Annotated in this window: 18 protein-coding genes and 1 pseudogene; 3 read left to right on the top strand and 16 right to left on the bottom strand. The window is 36.8% G+C overall.

Annotated elements, in window-relative coordinates; genetic code table 11:
• Nucleotides 1-14 precede the first annotated feature (14 nt).
• Nucleotides 15-1,475 carry an alpha-ketoglutaric semialdehyde dehydrogenase GucD gene (gene gucD / locus LG276_RS04805; protein WP_224934660.1) on the bottom strand — a complete coding sequence of 487 codons (1,461 nt, stop codon included), beginning with the start codon at nucleotides 1,473-1,475 and terminating at the stop codon, nucleotides 15-17.
• Nucleotides 1,476-1,479: 4 nt separating this feature from the next.
• Nucleotides 1,480-2,412: a 5-dehydro-4-deoxyglucarate dehydratase gene (gene kdgD, locus LG276_RS04800; protein WP_224934658.1), complete on the bottom strand. Its 933-nt coding sequence runs from the start codon at nucleotides 2,410-2,412 to the stop codon at nucleotides 1,480-1,482.
• Nucleotides 2,413-2,587: 175 nt separating this feature from the next.
• Here kdgD and LG276_RS04795 point away from each other — a divergent pair, with 175 nt between their 5' ends.
• Complete coding sequence (locus LG276_RS04795; protein ID WP_251162722.1) at nucleotides 2,588-3,274, top strand: FadR/GntR family transcriptional regulator; 687 nt, start codon at nucleotides 2,588-2,590, stop codon at nucleotides 3,272-3,274.
• Between the two features lie 56 nt (nucleotides 3,275-3,330).
• Here LG276_RS04795 and garD read toward each other — a convergent pair whose 3' ends face one another.
• Entirely contained in the window at nucleotides 3,331-4,866 is a 1,536-nt protein-coding gene (gene garD / locus LG276_RS04790) for a galactarate dehydratase (protein WP_251162723.1), read from the bottom strand.
• A gap of 291 nt (nucleotides 4,867-5,157) precedes the next feature.
• On the opposite strand from garD, the gene LG276_RS04785 reads away from it, so the two are divergent.
• Nucleotides 5,158-6,108 (top strand): zinc-binding dehydrogenase, encoded by a 951-nt coding sequence (locus tag LG276_RS04785; RefSeq protein WP_251162724.1) that lies wholly within the window; start codon nucleotides 5,158-5,160, stop codon nucleotides 6,106-6,108.
• A 335-nt stretch (nucleotides 6,109-6,443) separates the two neighbouring features.
• Here the strand turns inward: LG276_RS04785 and LG276_RS04780 are convergent, their stop codons facing one another.
• The 12 genes from LG276_RS04780 to LG276_RS04725 form a co-directional block, all read right to left on the bottom strand.
• On the bottom strand, nucleotides 6,444-8,057 hold the full coding sequence (locus LG276_RS04780) for a glycerol-3-phosphate dehydrogenase/oxidase (protein WP_373370936.1): 1,614 nt from the start codon (nucleotides 8,055-8,057) through the stop codon (nucleotides 6,444-6,446).
• Between the two features lie 102 nt (nucleotides 8,058-8,159).
• On the bottom strand, nucleotides 8,160-9,650 hold the full coding sequence (glpK, locus tag LG276_RS04775; protein ID WP_224934650.1) for a glycerol kinase GlpK: 1,491 nt from the start codon (nucleotides 9,648-9,650) through the stop codon (nucleotides 8,160-8,162).
• Nucleotides 9,651-9,669: 19 nt separating this feature from the next.
• Nucleotides 9,670-10,380, bottom strand: a complete 711-nt coding sequence (locus LG276_RS04770; protein ID WP_281202853.1) for an MIP/aquaporin family protein — start codon at nucleotides 10,378-10,380, stop codon at nucleotides 9,670-9,672.
• A gap of 453 nt (nucleotides 10,381-10,833) precedes the next feature.
• Nucleotides 10,834-11,376, bottom strand: a complete 543-nt coding sequence (locus LG276_RS04765; RefSeq protein WP_307319033.1) for a glycerol-3-phosphate responsive antiterminator — start codon at nucleotides 11,374-11,376, stop codon at nucleotides 10,834-10,836.
• 277 nt (nucleotides 11,377-11,653) lie between these two features.
• On the bottom strand, nucleotides 11,654-12,313 hold the full coding sequence (locus tag LG276_RS04760; protein WP_251162726.1) for a DUF975 family protein: 660 nt from the start codon (nucleotides 12,311-12,313) through the stop codon (nucleotides 11,654-11,656).
• Between the two features lie 417 nt (nucleotides 12,314-12,730).
• Complete coding sequence (locus tag LG276_RS04755; protein WP_251162727.1) at nucleotides 12,731-13,750, bottom strand: serine hydrolase; 1,020 nt, start codon at nucleotides 13,748-13,750, stop codon at nucleotides 12,731-12,733.
• 89 nt (nucleotides 13,751-13,839) lie between these two features.
• The gene (locus LG276_RS04750; RefSeq protein ID WP_251162728.1) at nucleotides 13,840-14,271 is read right to left on the bottom strand and encodes a pyridoxamine 5'-phosphate oxidase family protein; all 432 of its coding nucleotides are present in this window, start codon (nucleotides 14,269-14,271) and stop codon (nucleotides 13,840-13,842) included.
• A gap of 12 nt (nucleotides 14,272-14,283) precedes the next feature.
• A complete protein-coding gene (locus LG276_RS04745) occupies nucleotides 14,284-14,640 on the bottom strand; it encodes a carboxymuconolactone decarboxylase family protein (protein WP_224934642.1) in 357 nt (118 codons plus the stop codon).
• A gap of 155 nt (nucleotides 14,641-14,795) precedes the next feature.
• Nucleotides 14,796-14,972 carry a hypothetical protein gene (locus LG276_RS04740; protein ID WP_224934639.1) on the bottom strand — a complete coding sequence of 59 codons (177 nt, stop codon included), beginning with the start codon at nucleotides 14,970-14,972 and terminating at the stop codon, nucleotides 14,796-14,798.
• A gap of 111 nt (nucleotides 14,973-15,083) precedes the next feature.
• Complete coding sequence (locus tag LG276_RS04735; RefSeq protein WP_251162729.1) at nucleotides 15,084-15,548, bottom strand: YfmQ family protein; 465 nt, start codon at nucleotides 15,546-15,548, stop codon at nucleotides 15,084-15,086.
• A 21-nt stretch (nucleotides 15,549-15,569) separates the two neighbouring features.
• A complete protein-coding gene (locus LG276_RS04730) occupies nucleotides 15,570-15,761 on the bottom strand; it encodes a hypothetical protein (RefSeq protein WP_224934635.1) in 192 nt (63 codons plus the stop codon).
• Nucleotides 15,762-15,865: 104 nt separating this feature from the next.
• Nucleotides 15,866-17,296 carry a PLP-dependent aminotransferase family protein gene (locus tag LG276_RS04725; protein WP_224934633.1) on the bottom strand — a complete coding sequence of 477 codons (1,431 nt, stop codon included), beginning with the start codon at nucleotides 17,294-17,296 and terminating at the stop codon, nucleotides 15,866-15,868.
• Between the two features lie 703 nt (nucleotides 17,297-17,999).
• Between LG276_RS04725 and LG276_RS04720 the strand changes: the two genes are divergently transcribed.
• Nucleotides 18,000-18,920, top strand: a complete 921-nt coding sequence (locus tag LG276_RS04720; RefSeq protein ID WP_224934631.1) for an MBL fold metallo-hydrolase — start codon at nucleotides 18,000-18,002, stop codon at nucleotides 18,918-18,920.
• Nucleotides 18,921-18,981: 61 nt separating this feature from the next.
• Here LG276_RS04720 and LG276_RS04715 read toward each other — a convergent pair.
• A pseudogene (locus LG276_RS04715) lies at nucleotides 18,982-19,100 on the bottom strand (DUF1801 domain-containing protein); the annotation flags it as partial.
• Nucleotides 19,101-19,200: the final 100 nt, after the last annotated feature.

The raw sequence follows: 19,200 nt of genomic DNA, 5'->3' as shown, positions 1-19,200 counted from the left end.
TACTCATCCTGATGCTAGCCTTTTACAAACACCGTTTTAATAGATGTAAAGAACTCTTTTGCAGCCTCTCCTTGTTCTCTTGAATGTGAACTCGATTCCTTCATACCACCGAATGGTGCTTGTAATTCAACACCAGCACTTTCAGCGTTAATCCGAATTAATCCCGCTTCCATCTCTTGAACAAATTTCAGCATTCTTGTAATATTTTGCGTAAAAATCGAGGCACTTAAGCCATAAGCAGAATCATTAGCTACTTCAACTGCGCTCTCTAATGACGAAACTTTTATGAGAGCGATAACCGGTCCGAAAATTTCTTCTCTAGCAATAGCGATTTCTTGATCTGCTACTTCAAAGATTGTTGGTTCGACAAAATAGCCGCCACTCTCCTTGTCTTCATATGGCTTACCACCTAGAAGAAGCTTTGCACCATCACTTACCCCTGTTTGAATAGCTTGTAATACATTTTTATATTGCGACTCACTTGCACATGGTCCCATCCAACTACTTGCATGAAGACCTGATCCAATCGTAATCTTTTTCGTTTCAATCACCAATTTTTCTACAAATCTATCATATACCGCTTCTTCTACAATTACTCGGCTCGTTGCTGTACACTTTTGTCCAGTAGAGAGAAATGCACCTTTAATAACGGCGTCAACTGCTAACTCTAAATCAGCATCCCTGGCAACGATTACTGGGTTTTTACCACCCATTTCAAGTTGATACTTCACGCCTCGTTTCATTGCCTCATTTGCGATTGATTTACCAACTGCATTTGACCCAGTAAAAGTAATTCCTTTTATATCTGGATGTTTAGCAATCCCTCCACCGACTACAGCGCCAGAGCCAGTGACCATATTTAGTACACCCTTTGGTAATCCTGCATCAGCAAAGCATTGAGCAATTTTCGCAAAAGTAACAGCGCTTTCACTAGCAGGCTTAATGACTACCGTGTTTCCATATATCAGTGCTGGTGCCACTTTCCATATTGGAATAGCAACAGGGAAATTCCAAGGAGTAATAACGCCCACAACTCCAAGTGGTACTCTTGTCGTAAACATCAATGCTTCATTATCGGTAGATGGAATGACATCACCTACTTTTCTCATTCCTTCTCCTGCATAATATTTTAAAATCGCTATGCCACGTTTCGTTTCACCCTTCGTCTCCGCAAGTGTTTTACCCATTTCCCTCGTAGCACATTCAGCAATTTCTTCTAACCGCTCCTCCATTAACCCAGCTACTTTATAAAGTATTTCACCACGCTGGGCACCACTTAAATTTCTCCAAGGTTTCTGCGCATGTTTTGCTGCTTCAACAGCTTTATCTAGATCATCAGTTGTTGACGATTGAATCACACCAACTATTTCACTCGGTGCCGCCGGATTGATACTTTCAATTGTTTCATTTGAATTCGACGCTATCCATTCCCCATTAATATAATTTAAGTAGTTTGTCGTTGTCACTGTACTCATTCCCTTACCCCCTGACAATCTTTTGCTTTTTTGGATACTTCTCTTTTGCTCGTTGCAAAATACTTTCTAATTGTTTGTAATGTTCAAGTTCTACAGGTGTGAAAGGTGCACGAACCTTGTTCTGAACTGGTAATCCTGACAGTTCCATACCTGCTTTAATTAAGGAGACTGCATAGCCTTTTCGCTGCTTACGGATCTCATTTATTGGTAAAATAATATCTTTATATATCTCGTGGACAATTTCATTTTCCCCTTGTAACAAAGCATCATAAAACTGTCTAGAAATATGAGGGATATAATTCGAAATTGCAGAGGAATACGAATCAAACCCTAATGGAATATAAGCTGGCATTGTTACCTCAGCCATAGGCATGCCATTCAACCAGCTTAAACGTTTACCGATACGATTGGTTAAACAAATATTCAGTTCCATATTCCCTACACCATCTTTTAGGCCAACAAGCTGCTCTAAATCTAGTAATTTCTCTAATGTGCTAGGTTGTAGAATCGCGTTATTCCTTTGATAAACAATAGCATTAAGTGATGTTTCTGAAATTACTTGATACAGATAATCATATAATCCCTCTTGTTCACCTTCTGCTAAATAGGGAGGTAATACAAGAAAGCCATCTGCTTTTTTATCTTCTGATAAGCGCGCATATGAAAGGGCATCCTGAATATTTCCACCTACACCTGTATAAACAGGTACCTTACCACCTGCTTCTTGGATGGCAACATCAAGCATGATTTCATATTCCTCTTTACTTAATGATTGGAACTCTCCTGATCCACATGCGATAAAGATTGCCTCTAATCCTTCTTCAATCAAAAATCGAATATTAACTTCTAACGCTTTTTCGTCTAATTTTCCATTTTCATCAAATGGAGCTACAGGAAATCCGAGAATACCTGTAGGTGCTTTTCTAGGTGAATGCATATTTCATTCCTCCCCTTTCAATTTGTTATGTATAATTGTAAGACAAATTAAATTAACTGACAATATATTTTTTCAAAATTTTTATTTATTTTCCCAAAGGGCTTGCTATTCTTTTAATTCTATTTGTATTACAATTAGATTAATTAAACTATAGTAATTTGGATGGTGGACAATTGTGAAGAAAGATGCGCTTGATTTAATTAGTAGCCAAGTCGTACGAAAAACATTGGCTCAGCAAGTAGAGGAACAAATAATTGATTTATTAATTTCAAATAAACTTAAACCCGGTGACAAACTTCCTCCGGAAATGGAATTAATGGAACTTCTAGGTGTCAGTCGTCCCGTCATGAGAGAGGCGATGACTTCACTGGAATCTCTTGGTATTGTAAAAAGAAAAACGAGAGATGGTACTTACTTTACTGAGAGTATAAGTAATAAACCATTTTCAACCATGCTTTCCCTTGTTAGTGACAATATTGAAGCAATCGTTGAAGCACGCACCTCTTTAGAACTAGGCCTTGTTACATATGCAGCAGAAAAAATGACAGATGAAACTCTTGAAGCATTGAATGACACAATTATCAAAATGGAGGATTCAGTCGACAACGAATATGGTGAACATGATCTCATGTTCCATCGAATTATAGCCCTTAGTGTAAATAATCCTGTCTTACAAGGAATGATTGATTCGCTTTTACTCTCACATGTAAAAATCAACGCACAAATCAAATATCGTGAAAAAGAAAAAACAATCAGACATCATAAAGCCATTTATGAAGCACTAAAGAAAAAAGATCCTCAGGCTGCATTTCAAGCAATGTACAATCATTTGAAGTTTGTTGAAGGAAAAGTATTAGAATAAAAAACGAACCCAAACCGTATGTAAAGAACGGTACTGGGTTCGCTTTTTTTATCTGATTAAGTAATCGGTGCAGGATTAAATAGAGCTAAATCATTATGAAGCCCCCATTGATCTGCCCATGTCTTTCTTTCTCCACTTGCTACTTCAATAATGTGATGGAATATTTCCCATCCTACATCTTCAATTGTTGATTCACCTGTGGCAATCGTTCCCGCATTTACATCAATTAAATCATTCCACTGTTCTGCTAAAGCATTTCTTGTGGATACTTTTATGACAGGTGCCATTGCTAATCCATACGGTGTGCCCCTACCAGTTGTAAATACCTGTAGATGCATGCCAGAAGCTAACTGTAATGTACCGCATACGAAATCGCTTGCCGGAGTAGCCGCATAAAGGAGACCTTTCTGTGTTGCCTTTTCTCCTGGTGCAAGCACACCAGAAATAGCACTACTACCAGATTTAACAATTGAACCCAATGATTTCTCTACTATATTAGAAAGTCCTCCTTTTTTATTACCGGGAGATGGGTTCGCACTTCGATCTGCTTCACCTTTTTGAAGATACTCATCATACCATTGCATTTCTTTAATTAAAGCGTTTCCAATCTCTTTCGTTTCGCACCGAGGTGTCAGAAGATGAACTGCATCCCTTACTTCAGTTACTTCAGAAAACATGACTGTCGCACCAGCTCTTACTAAAAGGTCAGCAGCATAACCAACAGCAGGATTAGCTGTAACACCTGAAAAAGCATCACTTCCCCCACATTGTAAGCCAACCACTAAATCGCTTACTAAGCAGGTCTCTCTTTTGCGAAGGTTTAGTTTCTCTAACTTTTCTTCGGCCATATTCATAATATTTGCTACCATATCTGAAAAACCTGCCTGTTCTTGTAAAGACAATATGTCGCGATCTTTACCATCAGGTGCGAGCATTAATGGTGATAACTTTTCACACCCAAGACCAATGATTAAGGCTTCCCCTCCAAAGTTCGGATGCTTAGCTAAATTCTGCAAAGTCCTTATCGGGATGATTGCTTCTGGCGCTTGAATGGCTACTCCACATCCGTACTGATGATTAATAGCTACGACATCATCTACATTTGGATAGTTTGGCAGTAATTCATTTTTTATTCTCTTCACAGCAAAATCAAGTACACCTACAACACATTGCACACTTGTTGATATTCCCAATACATTCTTTATTCCTACACTTCCATCAGGATTGCGAAATCCTCGGAATGTATACCCCTCTAATGGTGGAAGGGCATCAGGCACACGAGTTGCTATACTTAACTTATGTAAATCTGGTGGAATAGGAAGCTCAACCATCGACTCTTCTACCCAACTTCCTTTCTTAATAGGTTTCAGCGCTTTTCCTATCACCTCTCCGTAACGGATAATCTCATCCTTTTCAGCTATTTCTTTAAGTGCTACTTTATGTCCTTGTGGTACTCTACTAGTAAGAACCAGCCCGTTAGAAAAGGTTGTACCTTCCTTTAACCCACCAGCATTAACCACAATTGCTACATTGTCTTTTTCATGAACTTTTATAAAAAGGGGCTCTTCTTTTCGTTCTGTATTCAATCGCATAAATTATCCCTCCTCATTTTGTATTATTGTAAGACAAATAAACTAAATGGTCAATAAATAGTTAGAATATTTTAAATAATATTCTAGCATTTACATTGGTGACAAACTTTTCTTATAGAAAAGTAAGTATAGAGGAAAGCTAGTAATATATTACTATTTTTGATACAGTATACAGAATTCACAAATAGCGTTATAATTTATATTGTCGACAATGTACAATTATAATATCAATTTAATCGGCAAATCCTAGGTAGGAACCATGGTTAAACATTTTAGAAAGAAGGGGTTAATATGAAAGGCTGGGAATTTACAGCAACCAATGTACCATTGAAAGTAGTTGAAAAACCAGACCCAGTAGCAACTGAGGGTCGTGTAATTATCGATGTAAAGGCAGCTGGACTTTGTCATTCTGATGTAGGAGCTTTGCATGATCCAAAATGGATGGATATTATCGAGAAAAAACCAATCATTATGGGACATGAAGTAGCAGGTATGATTACTGAAGTTGGCGAAGGTGTAACCGATTTCAAAGTAGGTGACCGCGTTGGTGTTTGTCCTGTTAGCTTAGTTGGTATGGGACCTGGATATGGTTATGATGGAGGCTATTCAAATAAAGTATCTGCACCCGCGATTGACCTTGTACCCATTCCTGATGGTGTAACTTATGCACAAGCTGCAGCTGGCACCGATGCAGGAATGACCTCTTATCACGCAATGTTCAAACGTGGTGAAGCTAAACCAGGAATGAAAGTAGCAGTAATTGGTATCGGAGGATTAGGTCAAATTGCTGCTCGTGCAGCTGTTGTGGCTGGTATTGAAACATATGCAGTAGATGTAAGCCCTAAAGCACGTGAATTAGCCAAAGAAATTGGTGTAAAAGATGTCTTTGAAGATATTAAAGAATTAGCCCATATTGCACCAAATTTAGTAGTCGATTATGCAGGCTTCGGTACAACAACAGCTGGCGCAATTGATGTGGTGGCACCAGGTGGTAAAGTTGTATTAGTAGGTATGGGGAAACTAGAATCTACTATTAATACTGATCCACTTATCTTAAAAGCAGCAAGCCTACTCGGAAGTGTTGGTGGAGATAAATACGATATTGCAGAAGTATATAAATTAATGGCTTCAGGCGATATCAATCCAGCTATTACTGAAATCACCTTTGAGGAAATTGGGGAAGGTTTAGCTCGTTTAGAACGTCATGAAGTGACAGGACGTTTAGTAGCGATTATGGAATAATCATACATTCAAGATACAAAATGGGTTTGGATTATCTTCCAAGCTCATTTTATCTTTTATAGATTCATTCAGTTATAGCTACTTATATTAAATACTTAACAACGAATTTAGTAGGGTGTAAGAGGTGGACATGCAAATAATCCTTTTTCCTCAATATGCTCAATACGTTTAAATCCTGATCATGATTACTTTGACATATCACATTCAATACACTACCGGTTTTAAAACCACTAAAAAGTGAGAAAACTTGATAATTGCAACCTTAAACTTCTAAAAATTCTTTCATTCTAATTCAGAAAAAAAACGCACAGCTTAAGCCGTACGTTGTTCTATCATTATGCCTTATTTATTTCCTCTTTCAACTCTCCTCTCATTTTCTCTGTCCTTTGTGCATCCCAAGCAAAATAATCGCTCATAAATGTCACAACTGCTTCACTATAATTCATTGCCCATTGTTTATTAAACAATATGGCACTTGTGCGTCGCATAAAGTAATCGGTTGGGGTTTCGGCCATTTCTTCTTCTAGGCTATAGATTAATGTAGCATAGGCTTCAAGGGATAGATTGACTTTATCATGCTCACCCTTAGCTTTTTTAGCAATTTCAAATACGTTTTTGACATTAGAGCCATAGCGTTCGACTATGCGCTTTGCTTCTTGTTCTGTGAATCCGATTGCTTTACCATTCTTTTTTTGCTCTTCCACAAAAGACTGGTAGCCATTAGAACCACCTACATCACCGCCTGATAGAATGATGTGATCTGTTTGACATGATTGGGTGTTTCCTAATCTCTCTGCGACAACATCGACTGTTTTCTCGGCCATTTTGCGGTAGCCTGTTAGTTTGCCACCTGCTATGGTGATGAGCCCAGTATCAGAATAGAATATTTCATCTTTACGTGAGATTTCGGATTCTTTTTTTCCTTCTTCGTAGATGAGTGGACGAACACCCGCCCAATGTGATTCAATTTGGTCTTTAGACAGTGATAATGTTGGAAAAACCAGTTCAACGGTTTTTAGTAGATAATCACGGTCCTCTTCTGTCATTTCTGGATTTACGAGGTCTCCCTCATATTTAGTATCTGTTGTACCTAGATATGTTTTTCCATTACGTGGAATGGCGAACACCATTCTTTTATCTGGTGTATCAAAGTAAACAGCGTTTTGTAACGGAAAGTCTTGTTGGTCGAATACTAAATGGACACCCTTTGTATGAAATAATTTCTTACCACTTAGAGAGCCATCTTTTTTTCTTAGTCCATCTACCCAGATACCTGTAGCATTAACAACTTCCTTCGCATAAATAGGGAAAGCTTCGCCAGATAATACATCAACTGCATTTATACCAATGACTTTGCCATTTTCATATATAAAGTCGTCTGCTTTGACATAGTTTGCCAAGGTTGCACCGAGTTCATCTGCTTTTTTAGCGACTTCAAGTGTGAGACGGGCATCATCCGTTTTATATTCTACATAGTAACCCGCACCTTTCAGGGTGTCTTTTACAAGTAATGGCTCTTTTTTTATTGCCTCTTCTTTAGATAGCATCTTCCTTCTTTCACTTTTCCTAACACCTGCAAGAAAGTCGTAAACCCTTAATCCAATACCAGTAGTAAACGGTCCAAAGGTACCTCCTTTAATTAACGGAAGCAGCATCCATTCAGGATTGGTAACATGGGGTGCGTTCTCATAAACGATGGCTCTTTCTTTTCCGACCTCTGCCACAACACCTATTTGCATTTGTTTTAAATAACGTAGCCCGCCATGAACAAGCTTTGTTGAGCGGCTACTTGTGCCAGCAGCAAAATCCTGCATATCAATTAGTCCTGTATCTAAGCCACGTGACTGGGCATCAAGAGCAATTCCAGCTCCGGTAATCCCACCTCCGAGTACAAGTAAATCAAATTTTTTGTTTTTCAATTCGTTTAAGTTTGCGTTTCTATTCATCATCTATCCATCCTTCCTTGAATAAAAAGAAAAGACCGCAAATAGCCCTTATGTACAGGGTTGATTTGCGGTCTCTCATTCTCCAACATTTTATATTAACTTGTTTTATTGAAATGCGATTGTTGCTTTAATTGCTTTCTTCCAGCCGTTATATAGTTCGTCACGCTTGCTTGATTCCATTTGATTTTCAAAGGAATCTCCAATTTTCCAGTTATTAATGATTTCTTCTTTTGTCCAGAAGTCAACAGCTAAGCCGGCTAAATACGCAGCCCCTAAAGCCGTTGTTTCATTAATTTCTGAGCGCTCAACAATAGTGTCTAGTATATCACTTTGGAATTGCATTAAGAAATTGTTTTTCACAGCGCCACCATCGACACGCAATTTCTTTAGCTCAATACCTGAATCACTTTCCATTGCTGTTAACACATCTTTTGTTTGATACGCGAGGCTCTCTAATGTGGCACGAATAAAATGTTCCTTCGTCGTTCCACGTGTCATTCCAAAAGCAGCTCCTCGAATATCACTTTCCCAATAGGGTGTCCCAAGTCCAACAAATGCAGGTACAAGATAAACACCATCAGTTGATTCTACACGCGTTGCGTAGTTTTCGCTTTCTGGGGCAGTCTTAATCATTCTCATGCCATCTCTTAACCATTGAATAGCCGATCCGGCAACAAAAATACTACCCTCTAATGCATATTCTACCTTACCATCCAGTCCCCATGCAATAGTTGTGAGTAAACCATTTTCTGATTGCACTGGATTTTCACCTGTATTCATAAGCATAAAGCACCCTGTGCCGTACGTATTTTTTGCCATGCCTTTCTCAAAACAAGCCTGACCGAATAAAGCAGCTTGTTGGTCACCAGCAATACCGGAAATGGGAATCGTGATATCCCCAAAAATCTCTTTCGCTGTTTCCACATACACTTCAGAACTGGATTTCACCTCAGGCAGCATAGACTTAGGTACTGTAAGAATATCTAATAATTCGTCATCCCAGCTCAAGTCGTAAATATTATACATTAATGTTCTTGATGCATTCGTGTAATCTGTTACATGTGCTTGACCGTTAGATAACTTCCAAATAATCCATGTATCAATCGTTCCGAAAAGCAAGTCGCCATTTTCTGCCTTTTCACGTGCTCCTTCAACATTGTCTAATATCCACTTTACTTTTGTACCTGAAAAGTATGCATCAATTAATAAGCCCGTTTTCGAACGAAAAGTATCATTTAATCCTTTTGCTTTTAATTCATTGCAGATTTCACTCGTTTGTCTTGATTGCCATACGATGGCGTGATAGATCGGTAAACCGGTATTTTTATCCCATACAACCGTTGTTTCCCTTTGATTAGTGATCCCAATAGAGGCAATATCACTGCCTTGTATGTTATTTTCACTTATGACACCCGCCATAACAGAAAGAATAGAAGCGTAAATTTCCATCGCATCATGCTCAACCCAGCCTGGCTTTGGAAAATGCTGTTTAAACTCCCGTTGATATTCACCTACAATATGACCTTCTTTATTAAAAAGTATCGCTCTTGAACTTGTTGTTCCTTGATCTAGTGATAAGATATATTTTTTTGTCATGTCGGCATCCCCCTATTTATTAGAATAAAGATTGAAATACAAATGTTGCAAGAACAGCCCCAACTAATGGACCTATAACCGGAATCCAAGCATAGCCCCAGTCCGAAGACCCTTTGCCTGGGATGGGTAGTAATGCATGGGCAAGACGCGGGCCTAAATCACGAGCTGGGTTTATCGCATAACCTGTTGTTCCCCCAAGACTCATACCAATTGCGGCAATAAAGAATCCAACGATAAGAGGATTTAATCCCTCAGCAAATGAATTTAATCCAATGGCATTCAAACCAAAGACTAAAATAAATGTCCCAAGTACTTCACTTATAAAGTTAAATGGTGTATTTTTAATTGCTGGGCTTGTTGAGAAAACGCCCAGTTTCGTGCCTTGATCACTTGTAGCTTTCCAGTGTGGATAGAAGTATAAGATAACAAACGCTGCACCAATAAATGCCCCAATCATTTGTCCTGATACATAATATGCAACAGCTCCCCACTCAATACTACCAGCTAAAGCCGCCGCCAATGTTACCGCTGGATTGAGATGGCCACCCGCACCAAAGAAATCTGAAACGTAGACACCAAACGCGACAGCAAACCCCCATGCAAATGAAGTGACAATCCAGCCACCACCATTAGCAAATGTCTTGTTTAAATTCAAATTGGCCCCAGCACCAACACCGAATACGACTAATATGAAAGTACCAATTAGCTCTCCTATAAAAATATCAGACATTCAGTAATCCTCCTAATCATTTAATAGACTATAAAACTACTTTTTACATTACCCTTTCAAGAGAAAACAAAAAGAGGCATGCGAAAGAAAATAACGATCAAACGTTATTTCGCATGCCTCTCTAAATCTCCGACAAAATAAATTAACTTGTACGAACCATATTATAATAAAATGAAAACGATTGCAAATAAATAATTAAATTTTTTAGAAGAATAAGATAAGAGACATGTAAAGAAAAATCACCAGACCGATTGGTTTTTAGCAACAAGTAAGATACTTATCCCCATATTCACAGCCTTCCGAGTCGATAAGTAAACAAATCTGACTGAAGATGAGCGCCCTTCCAAGTCATTATATTTCTTCAGCGAATAGAAAATGCAATCTTTTTTTCAGCAATAAAAAAAGCCATCCTTTTCTACCAACCTGCTGCAAGTAGAAAAAGATCGCAGTTAATTATAGCTCCCATAGATCCCTGTTAGATGTTGAAACAGAGATAGCACCGGATTCGAGGGCTGATTCAATCTCTGATTTCTCCCTCACCAAGCCACCAGCAATTATTTTTATATCCGTTTTCTCATGAACCTCGCGAATGATTTCTGGAATAATGCCAGGTAATACTTCAATATAATCTGGCTTTGTATTCTTCAACAACTCTAGTCCATTCTCTAACGCCAGGGTATCAATGGAGAAAAGCCTTTGAATGGCTAGTACCCCTTTTTTCTTGGCTGTAATAATCGCTTGTCGCTTGGTCGAAATAATCCCAGCTGGTTTAATTTCTTGGCAAACGAATAAAGTGCCACTTTCATCATTCTTTAAACCATCAATCATATCCATATGAATGAGGATTTTTTTATTATGCTTCTTAGCTGTTGCTACAACACTTTTTATTTGTGTAATGTGAGAATCCAGTAAAATCATATACTCATATTGCGAAGAAATGACTTTCTCAAAATCCTTCATATTACGAATAGCTGGTAGGATTGATTGTTTGATCACTAAGATCAACTCCTTCTTCATTGCTCATATCTATCCATTAATAATAGAAACAGGTAAAGAAAAAAGCAATTACACTAAATACCTGTCTTAATTGTTAATCATTGGCTTCATTCATTATAAAGCATCTTCTGCACAAAAAAAAGAAAGCTAGATAATTGCTAAACCCAGATTAAAAGTGTTCCCTATTGATTTAAGAAGAAAACATCAGGTATATACAGTAAATTATATAAAAGATAAAAAGACCAACATCTTTATAAGATGAAGGTCTTCTAAACAATTATATAATCGCTTCCTTCACAGCAACAGCACCTTCTCGGTCTCTTAAATCTTCATAAAAGTGTGCATGCGCTGTTAAAAAGTATGGGCCAAGCCAAAGAAACCCAATTCCAAGCGTTAAGATACATAGAAAAGCCCAACCGATGAAGCTTAGGTTCAAACAAAAATATCTCCACTTATGACCCTTCATCATTTTTCGACTTTCAGTTATCGCTTTGTTCACAGATAATTCTGGGCGGTCACGTAATATGTACATCGCTTGAGAATATGAAAGCGACTTAATGATGCCTGGGATAACCAATAATAAGGACCATAAGAAAATATAAATGCTTTGTAAAATCGTTAATCCCAAAGCTCTTAAGAAACTCAAATACTTAAATCCAGTAAATAATTCCTCCACTGGAAGCTTAGACCCTCTGATTAATGTAATGTACGACAATGAAAGACTTACACCAAATGGAATTAAGATGATACTAATTGCAATACTAATTAAATTATACCCTGCAGCATACTCCCATTCAGGATAAGGAATTAACAGGATTTCCATAAAAAATTCGGGGATGAACGTAATTAGAAAATATAAGAATGAGAGCAATACACCCTTTCCCCAATTGTCTCGCAATGATGCGAGAGCAAGTTGTTTAATTTGTTTACTTTTCATCTCGTTTCTCTCCTTTCACAACCAACATATTGTAACATAAGAAAAATATCCCATCAATTGCATATTTTTCTTTTTATATTCAACTATTAATCTTTAAAAAACGAACAAACATCTTTGATAATATCAAAAAATTTACCAATATATATTAATTACATTAATTACTACTAAAGGTATAAACGTATGTTTCTCATTCTAGCACCCGGTAATGCGCATACTCCCCCTCTAATAAGTTGTCATTATCCTTGTCAACTTGGCTATTTCTTAATTAAAGAAAGTAGCGTTACGAGATAATCACCACTAGAGATTCCAAGAAGGTTACTCTATCCCAGCGCTCTTTTGTTCTTTTGAGAAATTAATTACTTATGATTAATGCTTAGAAAATTTATTGGAGGTAAATTGCGTTTTTTATTTATCCTCTTACTCTTTCCCTATAAATGCCCGATAAATTTCACCGATGAGCCCATCCATTTGATGAATACCAAGCTCAGTATTCGTCAAAATTATTATCCCTTCCTTCTTTTGCGGGTATAGAGCAAGCAAACTTTGAAAACCTACTCCCCAACCAAGGGAACTCAATTCAAATCCATTGGATGTACTTCCTAAAAAGCAACCAAGCCCTAACCATTCACACTCACCCTGTGAGGTAAACATTTCATTTATAGTTAGGGGTGAGAGGCCGAGCTTACTATCACCAACGATTGCATCCATGAGTTCAATCATCAGCTTACTAATGTCTTTAGATGTTGACCATAACCCTGAAGCAGCTGGATAAGGATAATGTGGGTATTTCTCTTTCACTGTTGCTCCGTTCCTATCATGTCCTTGAGAAATATTTTTCCCATAAGTAACCTCATAGGTACTACACGCCATACCCAGCGGCTGCAATACCTTCTCTTCCATTAATAGCGTGAAAGATTTACCTGTGACTCCCTCTATTAACTTCTCTATCAAGCAAAAATTCGCATCTGCATAATGAAATCTCCCCACCTGATTCTCTTGCCTGATGATAGGCTCTCGACAATATTCAGTCTTCCCAAGAAAAAGTTGTTCTACTGTAGGGTAACCCCAACGTTTTTGATAGGGTAAAAAACTATTTGGCGGATCAATGATACCAGATTGGTGACTTAATAATTGTCTAAGGGTGAGGCTGGGTGAGGGTGTATTAGAGGATATTGTCCATGTTGTGACCAATTCATTTATTGGTGTATCAAGTTGGAGGAGCTGTTCATCTATTAGTTTGCAAGCTAAGACCGTAGTAAGCAATTTACTTATAGAGCACACATTAAACATCGTATTTCCCATAACAGGAAATTGGTCGTGTTTATTACGCACTCCATATTGTTCACTTTGAAAGATTTTCTTATTTTTAATCGTTGTTATTGTTAACCCTTGTATGTGTAACGCCTTCATTCTTTCTTCTATATTGAATGCTGTCATTATATATCACTCCTTTTTTAAAGGTAACACAAACATATGTTCTGTTCAATAAAAAAAAAAAATCCCGCTTAATTAACGGGATCTCTTTTCTATATAGTTACTTCTTCTGTTTGCTGATGTTCATTATTTAAAAAACGAATGGTTTGAGGGGTAATGGCTAATATGACATAGTTTGGATCCTCAGGCCCTTCAAACCAACGGGAGAAAGAATCCTGCCAAATCTTCTTTTTTATCTCTTCATCTTCACTGATTCGACAATGTCCCTTGACTTCAATGTATTCATCATTCAGACCTTTACCAGTATAACCCAAAAGAATGGAAGTATGTCCATTCTCCTCAATCTCTTCAACCTTTTCTGTATTTTTCTTTGTCGCACTATAAAGAGTGAACCCCTCACTATCTTCACAATAAAAAGCCATATAACGAATATGTGGCGCATTTGATTCTACCGTTGCCAATACACCGATAGGATGATTCTTGATGATTTCTTTTGCCTTTTTTATTACTTTTTCATTTGACATCAATTTCAACTCCTAGTTTAACGGTTTGAATTCATTGATACAATTTTGCACTAAAGTTACCCCTTGACTAATTGACGCTCCTCCACCAAAGGCTGACGAAACAGCAATGGTTTCCATAATTTCTTGTTCTGTACATCCTTGATCGATACAGCCTTTCGTATGAAAGATAATACAATATTCATCTTGTGCTTGCACACTAATTCCTAGTGCAATTAACTGCTTTTGCTTGGCACTAACCGCACCTTCTTTGAAACATTCCTCTGTAAACTCGTTAAATTTCTCTGCATATGTTGGTAAAGTGTGCGATAAATGAGCCAAACCCTCTTTAAATTGAAGAATTGATTCTGCCATATTTGATTGTTGTTCCATCTCTTTTTCCCTCCATTTTTTTCAATATGTACAGATGTAGTATGTACTATTTCACTTTTCTTAAGCACTAACTCGATCTAATGAAATCATGAAGAGGCTTAGCATTCAAAAAAGGCTCCTCAAAAAATTTGAGAAACCTTGTGTTCATATCTATTTTATTTACTACTATAATCATGTTCGTTCTTCGATGATGAACTCGATTGATTTTTTTGTTTCTTTCCTACTTTTTCCTCTTTTACTTCTAGTTCAATATCTTCAAGTGGTAATGGATCAACATGAGGATCTTGTTCTATTTTTTTCTTTTGCTCTTTTTTAACAGATTCTCTACTCATCTTTTTAGCCACCTTCCTTATTACTTTTGTATTTACCCTTTGAGGGAAAAATAAAACAAGGATAGCTTCAATAAATAGGTAGGCCTCATTTTAGAAAAAAAATTTTTGGGATCACATGTTATTTATTTTACTATTTAAGTATATGCTATTTTCTTCATACTCAGTAAATTGCTCCTCAGCATCCATTTGATAGGCAATTACTTTCTTATTCGTTTGTTTTACAACAGTTAGATATTTTTCTTCAATATAAAGGTATAATTGTATCTTTTTCTTTCCTTTACTATAACAAATATGATAGGGGACTGTTTTTTGATTATGCGGCATAAATAAGTCTTCATTACCAGGGTAAATATGAATTCTCTTCAAAAAACTAGCTTCATTAAACATCTTAACTACTTTCTCCTTAACCTGTCCCTCTATCAGATGGTTATCATATTCTAATGTAATCTCTTTTTCATTTATTTCTTGATGAATGGCAAATTTTTTTAATACCCATGCGACAGCCGCGCTTGGTGGACTAGTAATCATCTTGATTAAAATACCTAGTATTAATACAAAACCCATTGTCCATGTCATGCCTTGATCCTCCTAAAACTTTTAGTCATAAGCAATATATATAGCTAAAGCAATGATGGACAAAGCAATCACCACTATATAAATCATTGTTAAGTTTCGATTATTTTTTCGTGAAGATGATTGATAATTATCATCACTCCTATTCGTAATTAATAGGGTAGCAATAATCGCAACCATTAGGATGCATATAATTACGCCGTATAATATAATCATCTTTTATGCTCCTTTTTTGTATATTTCACTTTCTCCTTTATCTTAATTGAAACGAGCATTTTAATGACCAGCCAATTCATCTATTTTTTTACCATCCACTTCATTTAAGTAAGTGCTAATGCGGCACTAAAACGTTGGATACCCGTTCTTATTTGTTCTTCATTTGCTCGTCCAAAGGTAAATCGAACAAATAACTTCTTTGATCCCATCATCATTCCAGGAAAATAAATAACTCCTTGCTTAATGGCATTCTCTAACAACTTCATTTCATCAACGTCTCTGTTTATTTCACACCAAATATGAATACCACCTTGAGGAATGGTAAACACCACCTGATCCCCTAAATATTTCTTTAAACTAGCAACTACTTCGTTTCTTCTTTGCACTAGTTCTGTTTTGATCCTATCTAAATGTACAGGGAAATGCTTTGACTCCAAAAAATCATTAGCAATCCATTGTGTATAGCTAGCATGACCAAAATCAATCTGCTGCTTTGCATCCGATAATCTTTCTATTACCGAGTTCGGCCCGATAATCCAGCCAATCCTTAAACCAGAAGCAACTAGTTTTGATAACGAACTGATGTACAATACATTTCCGTTTTGATCCATTGATTTCAATGTAGAGACAGGATTGTTATTAAAAGAAATTAAGCTGTATGGATCATCTTCAATCACTGGGATTCCGTATTCAGATGAAATATCCAAAATCTCTTGTAATTGCTCTTTCCTAAACAGCCTCCCTGTTGGATTTTGGAATGCTGGATTTAAAAAAATCATACTAATTCGGTGTTTTTTATGTAATGAAAGAAGCTCGGCAGAAAGAGCCCTATTGCTTAGTGCTGATAGGGTATAGACTTGAATGCCTGCTGATTTAAAAATAGGCAGGTTGTAATGATAAGATGGATCTTCAATCACAACAGCATCACCAGGTTTTAATAAGCATTGCACAACAAGATGCAGGGCTTGTTGTGCTCCAGAAGTAACAAGGATAGAAGCTGGTGTTGTTTGAATATTTCTGTATTTCTCCACATGTTTCGTAATGGTATTTCTTAATGCTTCACTACCCTGAGGATGGTCGTAACCTAGTCTACCAATAAACGCTTGCGTTTGCGTAATTTCTCTTAAAATATCGATTGGATATAAATCTTCTGACAACTCACCACTCGCCATATTGATAAGTTTTCTTTTTTCCATTTCCTTACGAATTTTTTGCGTAATAGGCAAATTAGGTAAGAACGAACCTGCTTCAATATATCTGTTCCAACTTGGCATACGCTTTTTTGTCATGCCCCAAATATCTTTACTTATGACTGTACCACTTCCGATTCTTCGTTCAATTAATCCTTTTGATTCAAGGTCATCATAAGCAGCAACAATCGTACTTCTATTGACTTGAAAAGTTTTAGCTAACTGTCTTTCCGAAGGTAGATTTTTATCAGCTGGAAAAGTACCGTCAGAGATTCCGTTCTCTATTTCATCAGCAATTTGTTTATAAATCGGCTTCTTCAATTCACGGTTGATTTTTTCATCCATTATATACATCCCTTTTTAGTTAATACATATAGTGTAACCAACTTATCTAATAATGGAGTAGTACTTTGTTTTCTAAGTGAAATGAATAACATAGATCTTCACAACTCTATTTAGCATTGAAAAAAGGAAGAAGTTAAAAGACAATACACTAGTATCCGCTAATGCTTCCTATCCGTTTCTCTTTTCACTTTTTTAATTCCCTCCGTCCCAACAACACAACCAACAAGTGCAAGTATCATACTAGTTGAAATGGCTTTAATAGCATAATAAAACGCTGTGCCAGTTACACAGTCTAAAATAATGAAACGTTTAATCGTTGATGCTTTTATCGAATAAAATACGACTTGGTTTTCTTGAACTCTTTTCAGCGCGGCTCACGCACCTTTCACCTAGACATACTAAAAGGTACGTAAAGAGATTTTGTCCTATACCTACTATAAGAAATACGATGAATTTACACACCAAGAGTTACATTCATAAGAATTTATCTTTTTTTATACGCAGGACCCTCATACAAAATCCACTGGCAGCTTTTTTTCATCAAATCTTTTTTCCCTCTACAAAACTTAAATTTTTCATAAGTTTAAATTGATGGGGCATTTTCTACGTGTCAATGAATACAAAAACTTTGATATTAAAAAATGGACAGATATAATAGTTGCTAACAGATGTTTATAGAGGAAGATGAGTTTGGAGGGTTAGAATGACAGGCAAAAAACGTTTTACCAATCTAGATAATGTAGAAAACACCAAATCATTCAATGATTTTCGTCGCTGGCAAAAAGAACGAAGACAAAATAAAAAAGATCTTACTATCCAAATTGAGCAATCGCCAACAAAAGAAATTGTGCGATTAAACAAAAATAGAAAAGATGCTTCTATTACATGGATTGGACATTCTACTTTTTTCATTCAAATAGATGGATTAAATATCGTTACTGATCCTGTGTGGGCAAACCGTATGGGTCTCGGTAAACGATTAACAGCACCCGGTATTTCTATAACTGATTTACCCGATATCGATATTGTCTTAATCTCTCACGGTCATTATGATCATTTAGATTTTCCATCAATCAAAAAACTAAAAGGCGACCCCACTTTCTATGTACCAATTGGTTTAGGGAAAAGTTTTAGCAAACGGGGATATCAGCATATATTTGAAGCGAACTGGTATGATTCTTATAGACTTAATTCGTTGTCCCTTTCTTTTGTACCCGCTCAACATTGGACGAAAAGATCACTAACGGATACGAATACATCTCATTGGGGTGGTTGGATTATAGAAAATGAGCCTCACTCTATTTATTTTGTCGGTGATACAGGTTACTTTCGTGGGTTTAAAGAGATCGCCGAAAAGTTCAAGATCAAAACTGTATTAATGCCCATTGGCGCCTACGAACCAGAATGGTTTATGAAAGTCAGTCACATTAACCCAGAAGATGCAGTGAAAGCATATATGGAATTAAATGGCGCAACCTTTATCCCTATGCATTATGGTACTTATCATTTAGCAGACGATACCGGACCAGAAGCTATTGCTAGACTAGATGCTGAATGGGAAAAGCAACAATTAGATGCCAATCAACTAAAAAAATTATTCATCGGCGAAACATTTTGGTTATAACCGATTTGGATCGACTATCAAAAAGCATATTGATAAAGTTAACTAGGAAAGAGATTATGCATCCGGACGCTTCAGTAAAGATATCTAATAACTGATAAGCATCCTCCCGCTTCTTTACTGAATCCACTTTTTCGATAAACATCATGACATTTCATCCGTCTCTCTTTTCTTTAATTGATACTTGTTTGCTTCCTCCTTTTATCCAATGATTCTCTAGGCTTTTTATTTTCTTTTTACAGTAAGTATCTATGCAACATTATAGGCAAATCAAAAGCTCGCC

Source organism: Cytobacillus kochii, assembly GCF_044790165.1.
In the GTDB taxonomy this organism is placed as follows: Bacteria; Bacillota; Bacilli; order Bacillales; family Cytobacillaceae; genus Cytobacillus; species Cytobacillus kochii.
This window is presented reverse-complemented; position numbering and strand designations above follow the sequence as displayed.

Excerpts from the sequence above, each read along its gene's own strand:
- gucD (WP_224934660.1), bottom strand. The coding sequence starts at position 1,475 with ATGAGTACAGTGACAACGACAAACTACTTAAATTATATTAATGGGGAA.
- kdgD (WP_224934658.1), bottom strand. The coding sequence starts at position 2,412 with ATGCATTCACCTAGAAAAGCACCTACAGGTATTCTCGGATTTCCTGTA.
- garD (WP_251162723.1), bottom strand. The coding sequence starts at position 4,866 with ATGCGATTGAATACAGAACGAAAAGAAGAGCCCCTTTTTATAAAAGTT.
- LG276_RS04785 (WP_251162724.1), top strand. The coding sequence starts at position 5,158 with ATGAAAGGCTGGGAATTTACAGCAACCAATGTACCATTGAAAGTAGTT.
- LG276_RS04780 (WP_373370936.1), bottom strand. The coding sequence starts at position 8,057 with ATGATGAATAGAAACGCAAACTTAAACGAATTGAAAAACAAAAAATTT.
- glpK (WP_224934650.1), bottom strand. The coding sequence starts at position 9,650 with ATGACAAAAAAATATATCTTATCACTAGATCAAGGAACAACAAGTTCA.
- LG276_RS04770 (WP_281202853.1), bottom strand. The coding sequence starts at position 10,380 with ATGTCTGATATTTTTATAGGAGAGCTAATTGGTACTTTCATATTAGTC.
- LG276_RS04760 (WP_251162726.1), bottom strand. The coding sequence starts at position 12,313 with ATGAAAAGTAAACAAATTAAACAACTTGCTCTCGCATCATTGCGAGAC.
- LG276_RS04755 (WP_251162727.1), bottom strand. The coding sequence starts at position 13,750 with ATGACAGCATTCAATATAGAAGAAAGAATGAAGGCGTTACACATACAA.
- LG276_RS04750 (WP_251162728.1), bottom strand. The coding sequence starts at position 14,271 with ATGTCAAATGAAAAAGTAATAAAAAAGGCAAAAGAAATCATCAAGAAT.
- LG276_RS04745 (WP_224934642.1), bottom strand. The coding sequence starts at position 14,640 with ATGGAACAACAATCAAATATGGCAGAATCAATTCTTCAATTTAAAGAG.
- LG276_RS04740 (WP_224934639.1), bottom strand. The coding sequence starts at position 14,972 with ATGAGTAGAGAATCTGTTAAAAAAGAGCAAAAGAAAAAAATAGAACAA.
- LG276_RS04735 (WP_251162729.1), bottom strand. The coding sequence starts at position 15,548 with ATGACATGGACAATGGGTTTTGTATTAATACTAGGTATTTTAATCAAG.
- LG276_RS04730 (WP_224934635.1), bottom strand. The coding sequence starts at position 15,761 with ATGATTATATTATACGGCGTAATTATATGCATCCTAATGGTTGCGATT.
- LG276_RS04725 (WP_224934633.1), bottom strand. The coding sequence starts at position 17,296 with ATGGATGAAAAAATCAACCGTGAATTGAAGAAGCCGATTTATAAACAA.
- LG276_RS04720 (WP_224934631.1), top strand. The coding sequence starts at position 18,000 with ATGACAGGCAAAAAACGTTTTACCAATCTAGATAATGTAGAAAACACC.